The sequence below is a fragment of the Arthrobacter sp. V1I7 genome, from assembly GCF_030817015.1.
In the GTDB taxonomy this organism is placed as follows: Bacteria; Actinomycetota; Actinomycetes; order Actinomycetales; family Micrococcaceae; genus Arthrobacter.
This window is the reverse complement of sequence record NZ_JAUSYS010000001.1, coordinates 2,744,119-2,765,498: the sequence shown is the minus strand read 5'-3', so window position 1 is coordinate 2,765,498 and position 21,380 is coordinate 2,744,119. Positions and strand designations below refer to the sequence as shown.

14 protein-coding genes are annotated in these 21,380 nt (G+C 68.0%); 9 read left to right on the top strand and 5 right to left on the bottom strand.

Annotated elements, in window-relative coordinates; genetic code table 11:
- Nucleotides 1–5: 5 nt before the first annotated feature.
- Nucleotides 6–1,391, bottom strand: coding sequence for a dihydrolipoyl dehydrogenase (gene lpdA, locus QFZ69_RS12740; RefSeq protein ID WP_306918660.1), 1,386 nt, complete (start codon nt 1,389–1,391; stop codon nt 6–8).
- Between the two features lie 239 nt (nt 1,392–1,630).
- Nucleotides 1,631–3,157 (bottom strand): leucyl aminopeptidase, encoded by a 1,527-nt coding sequence (locus tag QFZ69_RS12735; protein WP_306918658.1) that lies wholly within the window; start codon nt 3,155–3,157, stop codon nt 1,631–1,633.
- A gap of 329 nt (nt 3,158–3,486) precedes the next feature.
- On the opposite strand from QFZ69_RS12735, the gene QFZ69_RS12730 reads away from it, so the two are divergent.
- The 4 genes from QFZ69_RS12730 (at nt 3,487) to QFZ69_RS12715 (ending at nt 8,841) form a co-directional block, all read left to right on the top strand.
- The gene (locus QFZ69_RS12730) at nt 3,487–4,425 is read left to right on the top strand and encodes a proteasome assembly chaperone family protein (RefSeq protein WP_306918656.1); all 939 of its coding nucleotides are present in this window, start codon (nt 3,487–3,489) and stop codon (nt 4,423–4,425) included.
- A gap of 35 nt (nt 4,426–4,460) precedes the next feature.
- On the top strand, nt 4,461–5,792 hold the full coding sequence (locus QFZ69_RS12725) for a nitrate/nitrite transporter (RefSeq protein ID WP_306918653.1): 1,332 nt from the start codon (nt 4,461–4,463) through the stop codon (nt 5,790–5,792).
- A gap of 87 nt (nt 5,793–5,879) precedes the next feature.
- On the top strand, nt 5,880–7,229 hold the full coding sequence (locus tag QFZ69_RS12720; RefSeq protein ID WP_306918652.1) for a DUF4192 family protein: 1,350 nt from the start codon (nt 5,880–5,882) through the stop codon (nt 7,227–7,229).
- Nucleotides 7,230–7,509: 280 nt separating this feature from the next.
- On the top strand, nt 7,510–8,841 hold the full coding sequence (locus QFZ69_RS12715; protein ID WP_306918650.1) for an RNA polymerase sigma factor: 1,332 nt from the start codon (nt 7,510–7,512) through the stop codon (nt 8,839–8,841).
- Nucleotides 8,842–9,056: 215 nt separating this feature from the next.
- Here QFZ69_RS12715 and QFZ69_RS12710 read toward each other — a convergent pair whose 3' ends face one another.
- Entirely contained in the window at nt 9,057–9,278 is a 222-nt protein-coding gene (locus QFZ69_RS12710) for a hypothetical protein (protein ID WP_264356922.1), read from the bottom strand.
- A 224-nt stretch (nt 9,279–9,502) separates the two neighbouring features.
- Here QFZ69_RS12710 and QFZ69_RS12705 point away from each other — a divergent pair, with 224 nt between their 5' ends.
- Nucleotides 9,503–11,611, top strand: coding sequence for a type IIA DNA topoisomerase subunit B (locus tag QFZ69_RS12705; RefSeq protein WP_306918646.1), 2,109 nt, complete (start codon nt 9,503–9,505; stop codon nt 11,609–11,611).
- Between the two features lie 157 nt (nt 11,612–11,768).
- Nucleotides 11,769–13,286, top strand: coding sequence for a M20/M25/M40 family metallo-hydrolase (locus QFZ69_RS12700; RefSeq protein ID WP_306918644.1), 1,518 nt, complete (start codon nt 11,769–11,771; stop codon nt 13,284–13,286).
- An 11-nt stretch (nt 13,287–13,297) separates the two neighbouring features.
- Here the strand turns inward: QFZ69_RS12700 and QFZ69_RS12695 are convergent, their stop codons facing one another.
- Nucleotides 13,298–14,287: a M56 family metallopeptidase gene (locus QFZ69_RS12695; protein ID WP_306918641.1), complete on the bottom strand. Its 990-nt coding sequence runs from the start codon at nt 14,285–14,287 to the stop codon at nt 13,298–13,300.
- A 6-nt stretch (nt 14,288–14,293) separates the two neighbouring features.
- Entirely contained in the window at nt 14,294–14,680 is a 387-nt protein-coding gene (locus tag QFZ69_RS12690; protein WP_306918640.1) for a BlaI/MecI/CopY family transcriptional regulator, read from the bottom strand.
- 285 nt (nt 14,681–14,965) lie between these two features.
- Here QFZ69_RS12690 and QFZ69_RS12685 point away from each other — a divergent pair, with 285 nt between their 5' ends.
- Genes QFZ69_RS12685 through cydD form a run of 3 tightly spaced genes read left to right on the top strand, consistent with a single transcriptional unit; the run spans nt 14,966 to nt 21,323 of the window.
- On the top strand, nt 14,966–16,567 hold the full coding sequence (locus tag QFZ69_RS12685) for a cytochrome ubiquinol oxidase subunit I (protein WP_306918638.1): 1,602 nt from the start codon (nt 14,966–14,968) through the stop codon (nt 16,565–16,567).
- Nucleotides 16,568–16,604: 37 nt separating this feature from the next.
- The gene (gene cydB / locus QFZ69_RS12680; RefSeq protein ID WP_306918636.1) at nt 16,605–17,654 is read left to right on the top strand and encodes a cytochrome d ubiquinol oxidase subunit II; all 1,050 of its coding nucleotides are present in this window, start codon (nt 16,605–16,607) and stop codon (nt 17,652–17,654) included.
- A 6-nt stretch (nt 17,655–17,660) separates the two neighbouring features.
- Nucleotides 17,661–21,323 carry a thiol reductant ABC exporter subunit CydD gene (cydD, locus tag QFZ69_RS12675; protein ID WP_307000159.1) on the top strand — a complete coding sequence of 1,221 codons (3,663 nt, stop codon included), beginning with the start codon at nt 17,661–17,663 and terminating at the stop codon, nt 21,321–21,323.
- Nucleotides 21,324–21,380 lie beyond the last annotated feature (57 nt).

The following is a 21,380-nucleotide window of genomic DNA, read 5'->3' as shown; positions in this document are numbered from 1 at the left end:
AACTGCTAGCCGTGGAGGGGCTTGCCCGCCAGTGCCAGATGGGCCTCGCCCAGGGACTCGTTCTGCGTCGGGTGGGCGTGGACCAGCGCGGCCACGTCTTCCGGGTAGGCTTCCCAGTTCACGATCAGCTGGGCTTCACCGATCTGCTCACCCATGCGGGCGCCGATCATGTGCACGCCGACCACGGGGCCGTCCTTCTGGCGGACCAGCTTGACCAGGCCGCTGGTGCCTAGGATGGAGCTCTTGCCGTTGCCGGCGAGGTTGTATTCCTGGGTCTGGATCTGGTCCTCGCCGAACTTCTCCTTGGCGGCCTTTTCCGTGTAGCCGACCGTGGCGACTTCGGGCTCGGAGTAGGTGACCTTGGGGATGTTGACGTCTTCGACGATGACGGGCTTGAGGCCGGCGATCTCTTCGGCGACGAAGATGCCCTGCTGGTAGCCGCGGTGCGCCAGCTGCACGCCGGGGACGATGTCGCCGATCGCGAAGATGTTGCCGACGCCGGTGTGCAGTCGCTCGTTGGTGAGAACGAAGCCGCGGTCGATGGTGATGCCTGCGTCTTCGTAGCCGAGGTTGGCCGTGACCGGGCCGCGGCCGACGGCCACGAGCAGGAGGTCGGCTTCGAAGGTTTTGCCGTCCACGAGGGTGACCTTGACGCCGTCGTGGTTCTGTTCGACGCCCTGGAAGAAGACACCGGTGGAGAACTTGATGCCGCGCTTCTTGAAGGCGCGCTCAAAGGCCTTGACGATCGTCGCGTCCTCGTTCGGCACCAGCGAGGGGAGGCCTTCGACGATGGTGACGTCGACGCCGAAGGACTTCCAGACCGAAGCGAACTCGACGCCGATCACGCCGCCGCCCAGGATGATCGCGCTCTTGGGGATCGAGTCCATGGTGAGGGCTTCGTCGGAGGTGATGACCTTGCCGCCGATTTCCAGGCCCGGCAGCGTCCGGGAGTATGAGCCGGTCGCGAGGACGATGTTCTTGCCCTTGTATGCGGTGCCGTTCACGACGATGGCGTCGGTGCCCTGGAGCTTGCCTTCGCCTTCGATGACCGTGATGCCCTTTTTGCCCTTGATCAGGCCCTGCAGGCCCTTGAACTTGCCGGCAACGATGCCGTCCTTGTAGGCGTTGACAGCGGTGATGTCGATGCTGTCGAGGGTGACGTTGACGCCGTATTTGGCCGAGTCACGGGCGTGGTCGGCGAGCTCTGCGGAGTGCAGCAGGGCCTTGGTGGGGATACAGCCGTTGTGCAGGCAGGTGCCGCCGAGCTTGGCCTTTTCGATCAGGCCGACGGTGAGTCCAAGCTGAACAGCACGCAGGGCAGTTGCGTAGCCGCCGCTGCCGCCGCCGAGTACCAGGATGTCGAATTCTTGCGCAGTTGCCTGATCGGCCACTAAAACGCTCCCTCGCGTGAATGATGACGCGAGAGTACGCATCATCTGGTCATTGGAACGGTCTGCCGAGATTATGCCGGCCGGCCGGTTCCCTTTCATTTGGAACTACCGAGGTTCACCTTAGCGAACCACTAATACATGCTCCACCTTGCCGTGGCGTTTGTGGAGCGCTTGTGTCCAGTGTCACGCGGCTTGGTGGCCGGGGTGTCATTTTCCCGGCCACCAAGCCCCTCATCCGCTCACACGCGGTTGGCCAGGATGTCCTCGGCGTAGGCCACCAGGGTCCGCACCGTGCAGCCGGTGCCCTGCTTGTGGTTGTAGCCATACGGGCTGCCGTTGTTGAAGGAAGGGCCGGCGATGTCGATGTGGGCCCACGGGATCTGCTCGCCGTCCTTGCCTTTGCCGACGAATTCCCGCAGGAACACGGCCGCTGTCATCATCCCGCCGTGGCGTTCGCCGATGTTGGCGATGTCCGCGACCTGCGAGTCGAGGCTGGCCCGCAGTTCCTCCGGCAGCGGCATCGGCCAGACCAGCTCGCCGGCGCGGTCCGCGGCGGCCTTGATCGGTCCGATGACGGCGTCCGAGCCCATGAGACCGGCGGTGCGGTCACCGAGGGCGATCAGCTGTGCGCCCGTCAGGGTGGCGACGTCAATGATGGCGTCCGGGTATTCCTGGCTTGCCGCGACGATCCCGTCCGCCATGACCAGGCGGCCTTCGGCGTCGGTATTCAGGACCTCCACCGTCTTGCCGCCGAACATGGTCAGGACGTCGGCCGGGCGCTGGGCGGCACCGGAGGGCATGTTCTCGGCAATGCAGAGCCAGGCGGTCGCCTTGACGGGCAGGCCCAGGCCGGCGATGGCCAGCACCGTGTTAAGCACGACGGCGGCGCCGGCCATGTCGCTCTTCATGTCGCCCATGCCCAAGGCCGGTTTGATGGAGATGCCGCCGGTGTCGAAGGTGATGCCCTTGCCGACGAGGGCGATCTTCGCGGTCGCCTTGGCCGGCGCGTATTCGACCTTGACCAGGCGGGGCTGCCGGGTGGAGCCCTTTCCGACGCCCAGGATGCCGCCGAAACCGTCTTTGTCCAGGCGTTTCTCGTCCCAGACCGTGACCTTGACGGGCAGGCCCTTGGAGAGTTCCCTGGCGGCGCCGGCAAAGGACTCGGGGTAGAGGTGGCTGGGCGGCTGGTTGACCAGCGAGCGGGTCGCGTTCACTGCCTTGCCGATCAGGGCCGCCCGGTTCAGTGTCGGCTGCAGGCCCCGGTCGGCGGCGAGGTCGGTGACAATGGCGACGTTCCTGACCGGGTCCTTCAGGCCGTCCCTGGAGGTGCGGTATTCGGTGAACGAGTAAGCGCCCATCGCGGCACCTTCGGCAACGGCTGCGACGTCGGCCAGGGACGCCGTCGGGAGGGCCAAGGCGACGGTGTCCACGCCGGCCAGCTGGCGGACGGCGGAGCCGGCGGCACGGCGCAGCGCTTCCTCGGTCAGGGGCTGGTTCGCGGCAAGCTTGCCGACGCCGGCGAGCACCAGCACCGCCGCTCCGGCTTCCGGCAGGCCCGGCAGCCGGTGGGCCTGGTCGACCGCCCCGGTGACGCCAAGAATGCTCAGTGACTCCGCCAACGCCTCGGCGGCCTTCGCCGGCAAGGGGTTGCGGAGCAGGACAGGACCGTCCGGACCCTGTCCCACGCCGATGACGAGGGCGTCGCTGGGGGACTTCTTCAGGTCCCCGGCGATTGCACTAAGGTTCACTTCAGTATTCTTGACCACGAGGACTGTCCTCAATTCTCTCTGATTTTCGGCAGGAACTGCATGTTCGGTGCCCTGCCATGGAAACCTGTGCCACAGTCGGCTTGAGACGGGACTTCGGTGTCTTCAAGGCCGTCAACGAGGCAGTTCCGATCGTAGTCTCTCCGCCGGGCGACTGTTCAATTGAATGAGAGCTGGAGCACACCTGTGGCAGGAATTCCAGCGCAGCCCCGGGCGTTGTACGAAGTATCCCAACCACTGCCAGTCGGGCCGTAGCGTCCGGAAATCTCCGCCAAACGCGGGGCCTGGTCCCGCTCCTCCCACCGCTGCTATTGCGAAAGGAACATGCCGTGATTGAACGGATTTCCGGCTCCTTGCTGGACCCCGAATCGCTTTACCTGCGTGATGACGCGCTGTTCCACAGCCCGGAGCTGCGCGGACTGAACCTCGTCATGGGTTTCACCGGCTTCGCCGACGCCGGTCACGTCGTCAGCCAGATCACCGCCGAAATGCTGGACACGCTGGACGGAGAGATGATCGCCGAGTTCGACGCCGACCAGCTGATCGACTACCGGACCCGGCGCCCGCAGGTGAGCTTCGTCGAGGACCACCTCCAGGACTACCAGGCCCCGAGCCTTGCGCTGTACCGGCTCGTTGACGGTCTGGGGAACCCTTTCCTCCTGCTCGCCGGGTTCGAGCCGGACCTGCAGTGGGAGCGGTTCGCCCGAGCGGTCGTCGGCATCGTCGAGAACCTCGACGTCAACCTGGTCACCTGGATCCATTCCATCCCCATGCCGGTCCCGCACTCGCGGCCGGTGGGCGTGACGGTCCACGGCAACCGCCCGGACCTCATCGAGGGGATCTCGGCGTGGAAGCCGACGGTCGAGGTGCCGGCCGCCGTGGGGCATGTCCTCGAGTTGCGGCTCGTCGCGGCAGGACGCAACGTCGCGGGCTACGTGATCCACGTCCCGCACTACCTTGCGGAGGCCGAATACCCCACGGCTGCAGTGGCCGGGCTGGAATACCTGGGCGCGGCCACCTCGCTCATGCTCCCCGCAGACCGCCTGCGCGAAGCCGGCCGCGAAGTGGGCCGGCAGATCGCCGAGCAGATCGCCGCCTCGGAGGAAGTCCAGCAGGTCGTGTCCCGGCTCGAGACGCGCTACGACGAGAATGCTGAGGGGACCGTCCGGCGGTCCCTGCTGGCCGACGAGAACGACCAGCTTCCGAATGCGGACGCGCTGGGCGCGGCCGTGGAGGCCTACCTCGCCCGCAAAGAACCCGGGGAATAAATACTATTTCTTCCGGGAGCGGGCATAATGGAGGGGTGACCGCACCCCGAGCCTGGCTGATCTGGATCGTCGGGATCTTCGCATATCTGGTGGCGGTCAGCCAGCGCACGTCGTTCGGTGTCGTCGGGCTGGAGGCCACCGAGCGCTTCCATGCCAGCGCGGCCGAGATCTCCTTCTTCACCGTGCTGCAGCTCCTCGTCTACGCGGGCCTCCAGATCCCGGTCGGCGTGCTCGTGGACCGTCTCGGTTCCCGCACCATGATCGCCGCGGGCGCACTGCTGATGGGGCTCGGACAGCTGGAACTGGCCTTCGCGGACAGCATCCCCGGCGGAGTCCTTGGCCGTGTGCTCGTCGGCGCCGGGGACGCCATGACCTTCATCGCCGTCATCCGGCTGATCCCGCTCTGGTTCGCTCCCGGCCGGGTTCCGCTGCTCACGCAGCTGACCGGCATGTCCGGCCAGCTCGGCCAGCTCTTCAGCGTCGTGCCGTTCGCCATGATCCTGCACACGGCCGGCTGGACCCCCGCGTTCCTGACGCTGGCCGCCATGTCCGCCCTCGCCGTCGTGCTCGTGCTGGTCCTGCTGCAGGACCTGCCGCCGGGACACCCCGCTCCCGCACCCTCCCAGGGGCTGCGCGCCACCGGAGTCTCGCTGTCCCATGCCTGGCGGCAGCCCGGCACCAGGCTCGGGTTGTGGAGCCACTTCACAATACAGTTCAGCGGCACGGTGTTCGCGATGACCTGGGGCTATCCGTTCCTGATCTCCGCCCAAGGCCTGGATACCGTCACCGTTTCCGCCCTCATGACCCTGTACGTGGCGGCCGCCATTGCCGCCGGGCCCCTCATGGGCACCTTCGTTTCCCGGCACCCGCTGCGCCGTTCCACCATGGTCCTGCTGATTTCTGCCGCCACGGCCGCGGCCTGGGCGGCGGTGCTGCTCTTCCCGGGCCGGTCCCCGCTGTGGCTGCTGGCCGGACTCGTGGTGGTGCTGGCCATCGGCGGTCCCGGCTCCATGATCGGCTTCGACTTCGCCCGGACTTTCAACCCTGCGCACCGGATCGGAACCGCCACGGGCATTGTCAACGTCGGCGGGTTCATTGCCGCGCTCGTGGCCATCTATTTGATCGGCCTGGTGCTCGACGTGTTGCACACCACGGGCTTTTCCCAGGGGGAGCTCTACGGGCTCGACCCGTTCCGGATCGCCTTGAGCGTCCAGTTCCTCCTGCTCGCTCTGGGGGCCGGGGCCATCCTTATCACCCGGCGCAAGGTGCGCCGGCAGATGGCCGCCCAAGGCGTCGTCGTACCTCCGCTGCGCGCAGCACTCGCCCGGCGCCGCCGGCTCAGTACGGAACGCCGCCAGCGGCCCTGATCCGGGGGAACGGTCCCGGGGGTGTGGTTGTCCACATACGACGGTCGCAGGGCTGACGCCGGGGCACGGGACGACCATGCTGGCGCTATGACAGCTCCAGATCACCTGAAAATCACCGGCCCCGAAGACGTCCTCGGGTTCATCCCGCATTCCCTCGGCTACTGGCCGTCGCGCAGCCTCGTGGCCATGACCATGCAGGGCAAGCGGCTCGGGGCAACCCTCCGGGTCGACCTCCCGGCGGACGGGAGTCCCGGCGGTTTCGCCGGATTCGCCAGCACCGTGGCCGGTTATCTGGAGGCAGACGACGAGGCGGACGGGGTCCTGCTCGCCTTCTTCACCGGCAGCGACGCCACGGTCACCGGCGGGGCCGGTGCGCCTTGGGCCGAACTGCTCGAAGAGCTGGAGCGTGCGCTGGCGGAATGCGGCATGCCGGTGCGGGACGCCTGGCTGATCGGCGCCGAGCACTGGCGCAACGCGTATTGCACCGATCCTTCCTGTTGCGCCCCGCCCGGCCGGCCCGTCGACGAGATCAGGAACAGCAAGCTCAATGCGGAGATGGTCTTCCGGGGCAGCACCGTCGGGCCCGCGCCCGGCGCCGAGGCGCCCGGCCCGTTCGCGCTTCCCGAGGACCCGGCGGTGCTCGAATCGGAACGGAACTGGTTCCGGCTGTTCTCCGGACACACCCGCGACCGGTTGCAGTTTGCCCAGGTACTGGACGTCTGGGACGTGGTCTTGCGCTCACCCGCCGGACCCCCGCTGCCCGTGGGGCTCGCGGGCTACCTGCGGGCAGCTCTCCGCGTGCCGGCCTGGCGCGATGCCGTACTGGTGATGGCGGCCGCCGGCCCGGAGGCGGCCGAACAGGGCGCGGCGGACTTCGGGATGTTCGACCCTTCCGGGCCGCGCTCCGGGCCGGCCGCTGGAGCGCCGGCGGTGCATCCCGGGACAGTGCCGGGCGCGCTGGCGGCCCTGCGGTCAGTGCCGGAGGCCCGGTCCGCTGCCGGCCGGCAGGCGCCTCCACCGCCGGCTCCGGTTCCGCTGCCGCCGCTGGATGGTTTCGGGCCGCTCCTGCCGCGCGGCGGGAGTGCCAGTGGCGCATGGGACGGCTCTCCGGAGGTTCCGGGCTATGGCGACGTGCTGCTTGGGCTGGCACCGTCCGTGCCGGACTGGCCGCGGATGGCAAGCCTGGAGCGGGTCCTCGTGCAGCTGGGCGAGGCCGGCGGGGACGCCGCGGCTGCCGCGCTTACAGGACGCGGCTGGATTGAATGGTGCCGGGGCAAGGGCTCCTTCGCTGATGCGTTGTTCAGTCGGGCCGAAGCGGAACATCCGGGCTACCGGCTGGCCGCCCTCCTGGCGGAGCTCGTGGGCCGTGGCACCTTGTGCGGGTGGGCGGCAAGGAGGAACGCCGCGTGGCAGAAGTTCGAGCCGGGTGCGGCGTGACGGTGACCGGAACGCAGTTCCCCGCCAAATCACGTAACCCCGCCCCGGAACGGAACCCATTCTGAAAATCATGAGACAATGGTTGCCGAGACCCGGTTGGGTCCGTGTATCAGGTGCTCGTAGCGAACCCGGAAAACGGGGAACATTACGGCCGCCCCAGCAGTTCTACTTAGTGGCTCTGTTGGTCGTGGTGGCTCTTGATGAAAAACACGGACTTGACAGGGTCATAGTGGTGTTGCCCGTATGGTGATTCCACAGACCGCCGCTAGAAAGGTTTTCTGTGACCCCGTCTTCCGCGAAGAAGGAACCCGCCGACGTATTGTCCCCCGAGGACAAGAAGGCGGCGACGAACGCCAAGCGCGCCGCGACGCGCGCTGCCAACAAGGCCGTCAAAGACACAGCCTTGCCCGAAGGCGACGACACCGCATCGGCGCTCGCCAAGCCTGAACCCAAGAAGCGCGGGCCGAAGCCCGGCGCTAAGGCCGCGGCTGAGGCCGCCGGCAAGGCCGGCCGCGGCGACGACGACGAAGACGCCGAGATTGAGGTAGAGCTCGATGATGTCCCGGCTGATGTCGTAGAGATCGGTGACGACGGCGAAGAAATTCCGGGCAAGGCTGCTGCCGCCACGACCGGTTCCGGATTTGTCTACTCCGATGCCGACGATGACGACGCCCCCGTGCAGCAGGTCATGTCGGCCGGCGCCACGGCCGACCCCGTCAAGGACTACCTGAAGCAGATCGGCAAGGTCGCCCTGCTTAACGCAGAGCAGGAAGTGGACCTGGCCCTGCGCATCGAGGCAGGGCTGTTTGCCGAGGAAAAGATCAACGCCGACGACGGGTCCATGGACCCGAAGCTGAAGCGCGAGCTCGAATTCGTCATCCACGACGGCAAACGCGCGAAGAACCACCTGCTGGAGGCCAACCTCCGCCTCGTGGTGTCGCTGGCCAAGCGGTACACCGGCCGCGGCATGCTGTTCCTTGACCTGATCCAGGAGGGCAACCTCGGGCTGATCCGTGCCGTCGAGAAGTTCGACTACACCAAGGGCTTCAAGTTCTCCACCTACGCCACCTGGTGGATCCGCCAGGCGATCACCCGCGCCATGGCCGACCAGGCCCGCACCATCCGTATCCCGGTGCACATGGTCGAAGTCATCAACAAGCTGGCGCGCGTGCAGCGCCAGATGCTGCAGGACCTCGGCCGCGAACCCACGCCGGAGGAACTGGCCCTCGAGCTGGACATGACTCCGGAAAAGGTCGTCGAAGTCCAGAAGTACGGCCGTGAACCGATCTCACTGCACACCCCGCTCGGCGAGGACGGCGACTCCGAATTCGGTGACCTGATCGAGGACTCCGAAGCCGTTGTCCCGGCCGATGCCGTGAGCTTCACCCTGCTGCAGGAACAGCTGCACTCCGTGCTGGACACGCTCTCCGAGCGTGAGGCCGGCGTCGTGGCGATGCGTTTCGGTTTGACCGACGGACAGCCGAAGACTTTAGACGAAATCGGCAAGGTCTACGGGGTCACGCGGGAGCGGATCCGCCAGATCGAATCCAAGACGATGTCCAAGCTGCGCCACCCCTCGCGGTCCCAGGTCCTGCGGGACTACCTGGACTAGGCTCCGGCTCCAGCTCCGCAAAGGTCCCCGCGGGATCAGCATCCGGCGGGGGCCTTCGCCGTCCCTGGGGCCTTCGGGGTCCCTGGCCGGCACGGTTTGTTCAGGCCGACAAAAAGGGCCCCTCCGAACGGAGGGGCCCTCGTCTGCTGCTTCCCAGGTCTTGGACCGGCGCTTCGGCATCTGGGCCGGCCAGGCGTTGAGTGACTGGATGTGGTCTAGTCGACCGGGAGCGGCGCCTTCTCGTGCAGGCGTCCGGTCTCGTCGTGCCAGTCAGAGCTGAGTGGCCTGAGTGTGGGTTCTACGGCGCGTGCGTGGTGGCCGCAGAAGAGAAGCTCACCGCCGGAGGCACCGAGAACAACCCGGACATACGCCTGTGCACCGCAACGATCGCACCGGTCAACGGTGGTGAGTGTGCGGTCCGCAACTGCTGTTGTCATGTTCGGCCTCCTTGGTAGTTCGGTATACCTATATAACCAGCATTCGGAGCCAAAGCATGGCAAGGATGGTCCACTTTCGCTCTGCGCGTATCACGTCTCGATAACGGGGAAGTGGCACCGGCCGCTGTAGGGAGTGGCGACCCGTCGCACGGCGGCACTCCGACTACCCTAGTAGGAGCGTCAAATATGCTCTGACTGTCCGTCCCTGAAGGAGTTTCCGCCCTGTGGCACCAAGTTCTGATTACACCGCCCGGCATCTCTCCGTGCTGGAAGGCCTCGAGGCCGTCCGCAAGCGCCCGGGCATGTACATCGGCTCCACGGATTCCCGCGGACTCATGCACTGTCTCTGGGAGATCATCGACAACTCCGTGGATGAGGCCCTCGCCGGTTTCGGCCATGACATCAAGATCATCCTGCACGCGGACAACTCGGTTGAGATCCACGACGACGGACGCGGCGTTCCGGTGGACATCGAACCGAAAACCGGGCTCTCCGGCGTCGAGGTGGTCTTCACCAAACTGCACGCAGGCGGCAAGTTCGGCGGCGGCTCCTACACCGCCTCGGGCGGCCTGCATGGCGTGGGCGCATCCGTCGTGAACGCGCTGTCCTCCCGCCTGGACGTGGAAGTGGACCGCGGCGGTAAGACCTACAAGATGTCCTTCCGCCGGGGCGAACCCGGCCGGTTCAAGGACCCGGGCACCAAGCCGGACCCGTCGACCGTCTTTGAACCGTTCATCGATGGCTCCGTGCTGGACATTGTCGGAAAGGCCAAACGCGGCGTCACCGGCACGAGGATCCGGTACTGGGCGGACCGCCAGATCTTCACCCCGGACGCCAGGTTCTCCTACGACGAACTCGCCGCCCGCGCGCGCCAGACCTCGTTCCTGGTCCCCGGCCTGAAGCTGACGGTGCGGGACGAGCGCAGGGTCGCCGGGACCCCTGGGGAGGCCGGCCCGCACGAGGAAGTCTTCCACCACGACGGCGGCATCTCCGAGTTCGTGGAGTTCCTCGCAGCGGACCCCGCGGTGACGGACATCTGGCGGTTGCACGGGACCGGCAAGTTCAAGGAAACCGTCCCTGTCCTGGACGATAAAGGCCACAGCCAGCTGGCCGAAGTGGAACGGGACTGCGAAGTGGACGTCGCCCTGCGCTGGGGCATCGGCTACGACAGCAGCGTGCGCAGCTTCGTGAACATCATCTCCACGCCCAAGGGCGGCACCCATCAGTCCGGCTTCGAGCAGGCCCTGCTCAAGACCTTCCGCAAGGCCGTGGAAAGCAACGCCCGCAAGCTCAAGGCGGGCAACGACAAGATCGAAAAGGACGACATCTTCGCGGGTCTGACCGCGGTCCTGACCGTGCGCCTGGCGGAACCGCAGTTTGAGGGTCAGACCAAGGAGATCCTGGGCACCTCCGCAGTCCGCGCCATCGTTGCGAAGGTCGTGGAGCAGGAGATCAACGCCAAGCTGAACTCCGCCAACCGCAACGACAAGGCTCAGTCCGCGCTGCTGCTGGAAAAGGTCGTCAGCGAGATGAAGTCCCGCGTCTCGGCCCGCGTGCACAAGGAAACCCAGCGCCGCAAGAACGCACTGGAGACCTCCTCCATGCCCACGAAACTGGCGGATTGCCGCACGGACGAGGTCGCGCGCTCCGAACTGTTTATCGTGGAGGGGGACTCCGCCCTGGGAACGGCGAAACTGGCGCGTTCCTCCGACTTCCAGGCGCTCCTGCCCATCCGCGGCAAGATCCTCAACGTACAGAAGGCCTCGGTCGGGGACATGCTCTCCAACGCCGAATGCGCCGCGCTCATCCAGGTGGTCGGCGCCGGTTCCGGCCGGAGCTTCGACATCGGTGCCGCCCGCTACGGCAAGGTCATCCTGATGACGGACGCCGACGTCGACGGCGCCCACATCCGGACCCTCCTGCTGACCCTGTTCTTCCGCTATATGCGCCCGATGATCGATGCAGGCCGGGTTTTCGCCGCCGTCCCGCCGCTGCACCGGGTGGAGGTCATCAACGCCGGCCAGAAGGCCAACGAGATGATCTACACCTACTCCGAGGCGGAGCTGCACGTGCTCCTGGCCGGTCTCGCCAAGGAAGGCAAGCGGTACAAGGAACCGATCCAGCGCTACAAGGGCCTCGGGGAGATGGACGCGGAGCAGCTGGCCGAGACCACGATGGACCCGCGGCACCGGACACTGCGCAAGGTCGGAATCGAAAACGCGAAGCAGGCCGAGGAAACCTTCGACCTGCTGATGGGCTCCGACGTCGCGCCGCGCAAGGACTTCATCATTGCCGGCGCGGCCGGCCTGGACCGGGAGCGGATCGACGCCTGACGCCGGCGCGCCCAGGCGGCTCACCTGAACCCTCAGGTCACCGCCGCGCCGCCCGGGCCTCGGCCCCCTTACCCTGCGTTCCTCCTTCGGATACTGTTTTGTCACCGATCCGGACACGGACGCCCGGAACCGGATTCCGCAAAATCCAGGAGTTCGCATGAGGCACCGGAGAATGCGCGCTGCGGCCATCGCGGCCACGATGGGGCTGGCAGTCGGATTCGCACCGCCCGCCGCCGCCGACACAGGAGCGGACTCCGGTGACCTGCGGGCTGCCGTGTCCGCGAAAAACATCATGTCCCACCTCAAGGCGCTGCAGGCAGCCGCGAAGGCCAACGGCGGGAACCGGGCTGCCGGAACACGGGGATACGAGAAATCGGCCCGCTATATCGAGGACGAACTCAAGGACGCCGGCTACAAACCGGTCCGCCAGCGGTTCACGTACCACCGGTACGACTTCGTGGCAGCGGCCCTGGAGCGCATCTCCCCGATGCCAAGGATTTACGGTTACGGTGCCACGGACGGGTTCCTGGATATGCACTATTCCGGTGCCGGTGAGGTGACTGCCCGGGTCAGCGACGTCGACATCAACCTTGCCGGCGACCGCGGCTCGACGAGCGGCTGTGAGAGAGCTGATTTCTCGGGCTTCCCGTCCGGCCACATCGCCCTCATCCAGCGCGGCACCTGCGGTTTCCGGGACAAAGTGGACAACGCCGTCGCCGCCGGGGCGGCCGGCGTGATCGTCTTCAATCAGGGCGATGTGGTACCGGGAGATGACCGTATGGGCCTGTTCGGTGGAACCCTGGAGGCTCCCCAGGTCAAGGTCCCGGTCCTTAGCACGACCTTTGACAACGGCGCCGAACTTGCCGCGTTCGGCGCTGCAACACTGCGCTTGGCCGTTGATGCCACGGTCACCCGGATAAGGTCCTTCAACATCCTGGCCGATACGGGCGGACGTGCCGACCGGAAGGTGGTCGTCGGCGCGCACCTGGACTCCGTCGGCGAGGGACCCGGAATCAACGACAACGGCACGGGAGTCGGTGCCATCCTGGAGACGGCGATCCAGTTGAAGGAGACCGGCGAAAAAGCGAGGAACCGGGTTCGGTTCGCCTTCTGGGGCGGCGAGGAGGACGGGCTGATCGGCTCGGACTACTACGTTTCCCGGCTTTCGGACCGCCAGCTCAAGGATCACGCCGTCAACCTGAATTTCGATATGGTCGGTTCGCCGAACTATGTCAGGTACGTCTACGACGGCGACGGTTCATCGTACGGCGAAGCGGGTCCTGATGGCTCCGGGGTCGTTGAAAGGGTCTTTCTGGACTACTTCGCGTCCCAAAACCTGCCGGCCGCGCCGACGGCCTTGGACGGGCGCTCGGACTACTTCGGTTTCATCGAGAACGGTATCCCGGCCGGGGGCCTGTTTACCGGCGCGGAGGACCTGAAGACTCCGGAAGAGGCGGCCATTTTCGGCGGGACGGCGGGCGCGCCGCACGACCCCTGCTACCACGCGGCTTGCGATACCCTCGCCAACGTCAACACCACGGTGCTCGATCAGATGGCCGACGCGATCGCGCACGCGACGCTGACCTTCGCCCAGACCAAATCGGCGATAAACGGCACGGCCACGGGCAAAGGCTTCGCGGACCTCCAATTCAAGGGACCCAGCAGGCTGAGGTAGCCCGCGCCTACTTAGCCGAGGAGGCCCGGGACGATCAGCAGCGCAGTCGGCACGGCCAGCAGCAGCAGGCAGGCTGCCAGCACGGCGGCGCGCAGCGGCTCCGGCAGCGGCGGCTGGGGGGAAAGCAGCCGGCTGACCCGGGAGGCGGTGGTGCGCGCCGAACCGGTCCCGCCGATGGCGCCGGGCTGGTCGGGTTCGACGTCCACCAGCCCCGGTTCGCCGAAGTCCAGCGGAGTCTCCGGTGCTCCGGCGGAGCCACTGGCCACGATCGCGATGGCCCGGATCAGCGTTGCCTTGCTCTCCGTCTTCAGCGCCACATCATCGGCGAGCATCTCGATCAGCGAGTTGACCGCTTCCTGCGCGAGCCGCGTGGTGGGCAGCCACGGCAGCGCCTGGCGCCAGGCGGCGAAGGCCCAGAGCAGGAGGTGGTGGCGCTGGCTGAGGTGGGCATTCTCGTGGATCAGGACCGCCCGGAGCTCGGCGGGTTCCAGCGCCGCCATCAGCCCGTCGGAGAGGACCGTGACGGAGCGTGCGCCCCCCGGCAGGCAGTACGCCACCGGGGAGTCGAGGTTGAGCACCATGGTCTTCGGACCGTCCGCGGACGGCGAGGCCAGCAGGGCGAGCAGTTCACGGTGCCGGCGCCTCTGCCGCTGGATCTTGTAATAGGTCAGCAGCAGGGTGAACACGAGGTGTGCCGTCAGCAGGGCCGCCGCAGAGAGCGCAAAGATGTGCCAGAAGCCCAGCACCGTGGTGGGCGCGTTCTGAAAGACCATCCCCGCCAGGGACGTCAGCCCCGCCAGCAGGTTGTCCCCGGCGGGCTCCAGCCCGTAGACAAGCATGGCGCCGATCATCGAGAGACCGCCGGCAAGGGCAATCGCCTGCCACAGGAGCATGGCCGTAAACGGGGACCGGGCCGGCCACTGGGCACGGGAGAGCATGATAGGCACCGGCCACGCCAGGACTATCGCCAGGACCGCCAGAAACCATGAGGTCCAGAACATCGTGCGCTAGCTGCGGCCCAGCAGTTTGCGCAACGTTTCCGCTTCCGAATCGGAGACCGAACCAATAAAACGCGCCAGCACGGCTTCGCGGTCCGGCGCGGACACCAAGACCTCATGCATCAGCTCGGCCGTGTGGTCAGCCCGGCTGGACACCGCCTGGTAGCGGTGCGGCCGTGTGCCGCGCTCGCGCTCCACCAGGCCCTTGCGCTCAAGGCGGGACAGGACCGTCAGTACCGTGGTGACGGCCAGATCCTTGCCCTCGTGCCCCGCGGTGCCGCCCTCCGCGCGGGTGCTCTGCGCCAGCAGATCCCGCAGCGTATTGGCCGTCGCAGCCTCCTGGCCTGCCCAGAGCAGATCCATCACTGCCCGTTCCAGTTCACCGAGACTTGCCATTGGTACGTCCTTCTTGACGGCCGCCCGGAGTGGCTGGACTGCCTGCCGGGTGGCGTGTGAACACTTCAACCTCAAACTTAGCGCGTTTTGCACATTCTTTCTACATCAGGTAGAACAACCCGTTCGGCGCGCCGCCATCGAAGGGGGCGTGGTCCGGTCCGGGTCGTGGCGCGCCGTGCCGTCGGCTGCGGGATGCGAGAGGGTGCCGATTTGTTCTACACTCTGTAGAAGAATCTGTTCTACGCCGTGTAGAAGTTTCGGACCTAGCGAAAAGTAGGGACTGCCTTGGACGCCTTGGAAATCGCACGCTGGCAATTCGGAATCACCACCGTGTACCACTTCATGATGGTGCCGCTCACGGTCGGCCTGGGTCTGGTTGTCGCCGTCATCCAGACGCTCTGGTACCGTACCGGCCGGCCGGAGTACCTCCGGATGACCAAGTTCTGGGGCAAGCTCTTCCTGATCAACTTCATCATGGGCGTCGCCACCGGCATCGTGCAGGAGTTCCAGTTCGGCATGGCCTGGAGCGAGTACAGCCGCTTCGTCGGAGACGTGTTCGGGGCGCCGCTTGCGATGGAGGCACTCCTGGCCTTTTTCGTGGAATCCACCTTCCTGGGCCTGTGGATCTTCGGCTGGAAGCAGCTCAGGCCGGCCGTGCATCTCGCCTGCCTCTGGATCGCCGTCATCGGTTCGGTCTTCTCCGCCTACTTCATCATCGTGGCCAACAGCTGGATGCAGCACCCCGTCGGCGTCGAGATGATCGACGGCCGGCCGGTCATGACGGACGCCTGGGCGGTCTTCACCAACAACACCGCTCTCGTCGCCTTCCCGCACACCCTCTTCGGTTGCCTCGCCGTGGCCGGCGCCTTCCTGCTCGGCATCGCCTGGTACCATCTGTGGCGCCGCCGCCACGACGGGATCGACACGGTCGGGGCGGACGGCAGGGTCATCCCGGGCGAATCAAGCGTTCCGGGACGGGACCGGGCCGACCACGCCGTCTGGATCCGCTCGCTCCGGATCGGCGCCGTCGTCGCCATGATCTCCTTTGCCGGCACCGCCCTGACCGGCGACCTGCAGGGCAAGCTGATGTTTGAACAGCAGCCCATGAAGATGGCCGCCGCCGAGGCGGCCTGCCACGACGGCACGGGCTTCTCCGTGCTCAGCGTCGGCAACCTTGACACCAAAAACTGCGACGACATCGTGGCGGTGATCGAGGTCCCCGGCATCCTGTCCTTCCTGGCCAAGGGCGATTTCACCACCGAGGTCAAAGGTGTGAACAGCCTCCTGGACCAGTACAAGGCCGACTACGGCACGCACCTGCCGGACAACCCCATCTATGGGGACCGGGCGGGCCAGGAGATCCAGTACGTGCCGGTCATGGAAGTCACCTACTGGGGTTTCCGGATGATGATCGGCTTCGGCGGGCTGGCAGCCTTCGCGGCGCTCGTGGCGCTGTGGGCCACCCGCAAGGGAACCGTGCCGGCCTCCCGCGGCCTCATGCGCGTGGCAGTGGTCGGCATCCTGGCTCCCTTCGGGGCCAACGCCGCCGGCTGGATCTTCACCGAAATGGGCCGCCAGCCCTTCGTCGTCGCGCCGAACCCGGATCCCAGCGGGATCGACCAGGTCTTCATGTTCACCGCCGCTGCCGTCTCGCCGGGCGTCTCCGCCGGGGAGCTGCTGGCCTCCCTGGTGGTGCTGACCGCCGTCTATGCACTGCTGCTCGTGGTGGAGGTCAAGCTCCTGGTCAAGTACATCCGCGGCGGCGTGGTCTCGGCCATGCCGGAACTCGCGCACTCCCCGGACGATGAGAACGAGGACCAGACCCCGGGGGAGGGCCCGCGCGGCTCCAGCAAACCCGACGACGACGTCCTGGCCTTCGCCTACTAAGCATCCGTTCACCAAAGAAACGCAGAGGATACTCAGCATGGAACTGCTTCCCACCATCTGGTTCATTGCCATCGCGGTGCTGTGGACGGGCTATCTCTTCCTGGAGGGCTTCGACCTCGGTGTCGGCATGCTGATGAAGGTCTTCGCCCGGAACAACACCGAACGCCGCGTCCTGCTCAACACGATCGGACCCGTCTGGGATGGAAACGAGGTCTGGCTGCTGACCGCGGCCGGCGCCACCTTTGCCGCCTTCCCGCTCTGGTACGCCTCCCTGTTCTCCGCGCTCTACCTGCCGCTGCTGGTGGTCCTCGTCGCGCTGATCTTCCGCGCCGTCGCGTTCGAATACCGCGGCAAGGTGGACACCCCGCAGTGGCGTGCCCGCTGGGACTGGGCCATCTCGGCCGGCTCGCTCACCGCAGCCTTCGGCGTCGGCGCCCTGTTGGCGCTCACCACCACGGGGCTTCCGCTGAACGCCAACGGCGACCGGGAGGGCGGCCCGTTCGCCTGGTTCAACGCCTACGCCGTCCTCGGCGGGCTCGCCGTCGTCGGGTTTTCGCTCCTGCACGGCCTCGCCTTCCTGGCCCTGAAGACCGACGGCGACGTCCGGCACCGCGCCCGCCGGTGGTTCGTCCGGCTGCTGCCGGGGCTGCTGCTGCCGCTCGCCGGGTGGGCGGTGAGCCTGCAGCTGCTCAGCGGCGAAGCCTGGACGGTGATAGCGGTGGCCGCTGCGGTGGCCGCTGCGGTCCTCGCCTGGTACTTCGCCCGGCACGGGGCGGAGGGCATGGCGTTCCTGTCCCTCGGCGCCTTCCTGCTGCTCGGCACCGCCTCGATCTTCGGCGCCGCATTCCCCGTGGTGCTTCCCTCCTCGCTCAACCCGGAATTCGACCTGACGATCTTCAACGCCTCCTCCTCGGACTACACGCTGGGGTTGATGAGCATTGTGGCCTGCGTCGGGCTACCGCTCGTGCTGGCCTACCAGGCCTGGACCTACTGGGTGTTCCGGCGCCGCGTGAGCGCCGCCCACATCCCCGAAGCCCACAGCTTCCTTCCCGCGATCGCCGCCAAAGCGCTGGCACCCAAGGACTGACTCCCGATGCGCCCGCACTTCCCGTCCGGCCCCGCGACCCGCTCCGCGCTCTACGTGCTGGGTCTGCTCGCCACCCTCAAGGCGCTGTCCCTCGTGCTGATGGGTCAGGCGGTTGCCTCCATGCTCGCGGGCCTGCTGGCCCACAACCCGTCCTGGAGCGAGCAGCTGGTCTGGGGACTCGCCGGGGTAATCCTGCGCTCCCTGACGGTCTGGGCCCAAGCGGTCGCCGCGCGCCGGGCTGCGCTGGGCGTGAAGGAGGAACTGCGCTCAGAACTGCTGGAACGGGCGCTCCGCAACGGAGCCCGGACAGCGGGCCCGTCCGCCGGCGGACTCGCCATCCTGGCCACGCGTGGCCTGGACGCCCTGGACAGCTACTACACCCAGTTCCTGCCCGCCCTTGTGAACTGCGCGGCGATCCCGCTCCTGCTCGGGGCCCGGATCCTGTTCGCAGACTGGATCAGCGCCGTCGTGATCGTGCTGACCGTGCCCCTCGTGCCGCTGTTCATGGTCCTGATCGGACGTTACACCGAGGACCGGGTGCGGGAGGCCCAGTCGGCGCTTGCCCGGCTTTCCGGCCACATGCTCGAGCTCGCCAAGGGCCTCCCCGTGCTCGTCGGACTCGGCCGGGCAGCCGCCCAGCGAAAGGCCCTCGAGGACATCTCCGAGGAATACCGTTCGCGCACCATGGGAACCCTGCGCACCGCGTTCCTTTCGGCGCTCGCGCTGGAACTCATAGCGACCATCTCCGTGGCCGTGGTGGCCGTGTTCATCGGCGTCCGGCTGGTCAACGGGGACATGGGCCTCGAAGCGGGGCTGCTGGCGCTGATCCTGGCCCCGGACTGCTACCTCCCGCTCCGGGAACTGGGCACCGCCCACCATGCCAGCGACGAGGGCCGCGCCGCGCTCGCCGAAACCACCGCCGTGCTCGGTGCACCGGAAGCCGAACCGCTGCGGCCGGGGGATGATGCTTGCGCCGCTGGCCCAGGGGCCGCGGTTTCCAGTGGAGCGATGCATCCCGCGGGACCGCCGGCGGTCTGCGTGACCGGGCTGGCCGTCCGCTACGGCGGGCGGACCCGGCCCGCCGTCGGGCCGCTCAGCTTCACCGCTGCCCCCGGGAAGATCACCGCGCTTACCGGTGCCAGCGGCGCCGGGAAAAGCACAGTCCTCGGCGTGCTTGCCGGGACCATCGGGGCGGGCGGCGGGACCACTGTCACCGGTCGACTTGAGGGATTCACGACGGCGGACCTCGCCTGGGTTCCACAACACCCGGTGATGGTCGCCGCGACCGTGCTGGACGAACTGCGGCTGTACCTGGGCCGGTCCGCGGGCCAGACCGCGGGCCAGTGCACCGCGGAGACGGACGATGCTGCCCGCCGCTGCCTGGCCGCCTGCGCCGCGGGGCATCTCGCCGCGAAGCACCCCGCCGAGCTCAGCCCGGGGGAGCTGCGCCGGGTGGCGCTGGCCCGCGGCCTGGCCCGGATCGAGGCCGGAGCCACCGTGCTGCTGCTCGACGAACCTACCGCCCACCTGGACCGGGAATCCGCCAACGTGATCAGCCGCGCGATCTCCGCGCTGCGCGGACAGGTGACGGTACTGCTCGTGGCGCACGACCCGGAGACGCGCGGGCTGGCGGATGACCTCGTGCCGGTGACCCCCGCGACCGGGACTGCGTCACCTGTCCGGGCAACCGTCGGGCCGGTCCGCTCGGCGTCGACGCGGGCGACGCCGCCTGCAACGCTGCGGGCGTCGCTGCCCGCGACGCTGCGGCAGCCAGCGCCGGAACCATCCCACCGCGTCCCGGCACCCTTGCCGGAACAGCAGCCCGAGGTGTCGACGGCCCCGCTGGCGGCGGCCGCAACAGGCTCGGATTCCGCCGCGCGGCGCTTCGGGGACACCGTGAGAGGTGTCCCCGAAGGCGAGGTCCCCGCCGGCACCGGTCCCACGGCTTCGGCAGCAGCCCAGCTCCGCCGGCTGCTGGCGCCCGTGACGGCCAGGTTCGCCGCCGCCGGAGCCGTCGGCACGCTGGCGGCACTTTTTGCCGTTGCCCTCGCCGGACTGTCCGGCTGGCTGATTATCCGGGCGAGCGAACAGCCTCCCATCCTCTATCTGCTCACCGCAATCGTGGGAGTGCGCTTCTTCGGCGTCGGCCGGGCAACGCTGCGCTACGCGGAGCGGCTGCTGCTGCACGACGCCGTCTTCGCCGCCCTGACCCGGCTCCGCGGCCGGCTCTGGGAGTCGCTGAGCCGCCGTGCCCTGTCGTTGCGCCGACTCCTGCAGGGCGGCAACGTCCTGGCCGCCGTGGTGGACGACGTGGACACGGTCCGGGAACTGCTGCCGCGGGTGGTCCTGCCGCCGCTTACCGCCGTCGCCGTCGCGGCGGCGGCATTGACCGGGATCGGCCTGCTGCTGCCGGCGGCCCTGCCCGCCATGACCGTTGCCGCGCTGCTTAGCCTCGTCGCAGCCCCGGCGCTGGCCCTCGCGGCGGACCGGATGTCCGCCCGCACCGAGCAGCAGCTCCGTTCCGGTGTGCTCCGCAGCGTCGCGGCCGCCCTTGACGCCCGCGCCGAACTCCACGCCAACGGCGTCTGCGCCCCGGTCCTCGCGGCGATCACCAGCGCGGACCGCTCCGCGACAGCAGCCTCCCAACGGTCCGCGTGGGCCGAAGGCCTCGGCCAGGGGCTCACGGTGCTCGCCTGCGGAGCCGCTGCCCTGGCCAGCGCCGTGCTGGCCGCGCCGCTGGCCCTCAGCGGAGCGGTGGAGCCCGCAATTGTTGCGGTCGTGGTGCTGTTGCAGCTCGCGCTCGTGGAGCCGTATGCCGGGATCACGACGGCGGTCCGCCAGTACCCTGCACTCCGGACCGTGTTGCGGCGCATCAGCGCGGCCGGCGTCCTGGACCCGCTCGACCAGGATCCGGCCGGCGAAAGGACCGGCGGACTCGTGCCGGTGCCGTCCCGGCCGGGCGGCCAGCCGGGGATCCAGCTGCGGGCACTGTCTGCGGGCTGGCCGGGCGGCCCGGAAGTCTTCACCGGGCTCACCGCGACGGCGGAACCGGGACGTTGGCTCGCGGTGACCGGGGCCTCGGGCTCCGGCAAGTCCACGCTGCTGGCCACGCTCCTGGGCTTCCTGCCGGCACGGAGCGGAGAGCTGTCCGTCAGCGGCCGTGTTGCCTGGTGCCCGCAGGAGGCTCACCTGTTCGATTCCACGATCCGCGGCAATCTGATGCTCGGATTTCCGGCCCCTGCAGGGGATGACCGGCGGAACGCGCCGCAGCCGCCGCCGGAGCAGCAGATGGAGCATGCCCTTGCCGCGGTGGGCCTCGGCCCACTCCTCGCCCGGCTGGACACCCACGCCGGCAGCGGGGCCTGCCGCGGCCTGGACACCCGGATCGGTCCAGGCGGCGCCTACCTCAGCGGCGGGGAGCGCCAGCGGCTGGCGGTCGCGCGTACCCTTCTGACCGGGGCGGATGTGATCCTGCTCGATGAGCCCACGGCGCATCTGGACGCGGAGTCCGGCCGGAGCCTGCTGGCCGAACTCCGGCACGGCCTGACGGACCGCACCGTGGTCCTCGTGACGCACAACCCGGACGACATCGACGCCGGAGACGGCCGCGTGGACCTCGACAACGTCGCGGCCACGAGCTTGCGTCCCGTTCTGGTGAGCGCCTCTTAGGAGGACCTCGGGGACAGGCGGGCAGCAGAGGTGATGGTGCCGGGCGGGCCGGTGCAG

Bases quoted from the DNA above. Each gene is read 5' to 3' on its own strand.
- QFZ69_RS12720 (WP_306918652.1), top strand. From the start codon at position 5,880: ATGACAGCTCCAGATCACCTGAAAATCACCGGCCCCGAAGACGTCCTC.
- QFZ69_RS12710 (WP_264356922.1), bottom strand. From the start codon at position 9,278: ATGACAACAGCAGTTGCGGACCGCACACTCACCACCGTTGACCGGTGC.
- QFZ69_RS12700 (WP_306918644.1), top strand. From the start codon at position 11,769: ATGAGGCACCGGAGAATGCGCGCTGCGGCCATCGCGGCCACGATGGGG.
- QFZ69_RS12695 (WP_306918641.1), bottom strand. From the start codon at position 14,287: ATGTTCTGGACCTCATGGTTTCTGGCGGTCCTGGCGATAGTCCTGGCG.
- QFZ69_RS12690 (WP_306918640.1), bottom strand. From the start codon at position 14,680: ATGGCAAGTCTCGGTGAACTGGAACGGGCAGTGATGGATCTGCTCTGG.
- cydB (WP_306918636.1), top strand. From the start codon at position 16,605: ATGGAACTGCTTCCCACCATCTGGTTCATTGCCATCGCGGTGCTGTGG.
- cydD (WP_307000159.1), top strand. From the start codon at position 17,661: ATGCGCCCGCACTTCCCGTCCGGCCCCGCGACCCGCTCCGCGCTCTAC.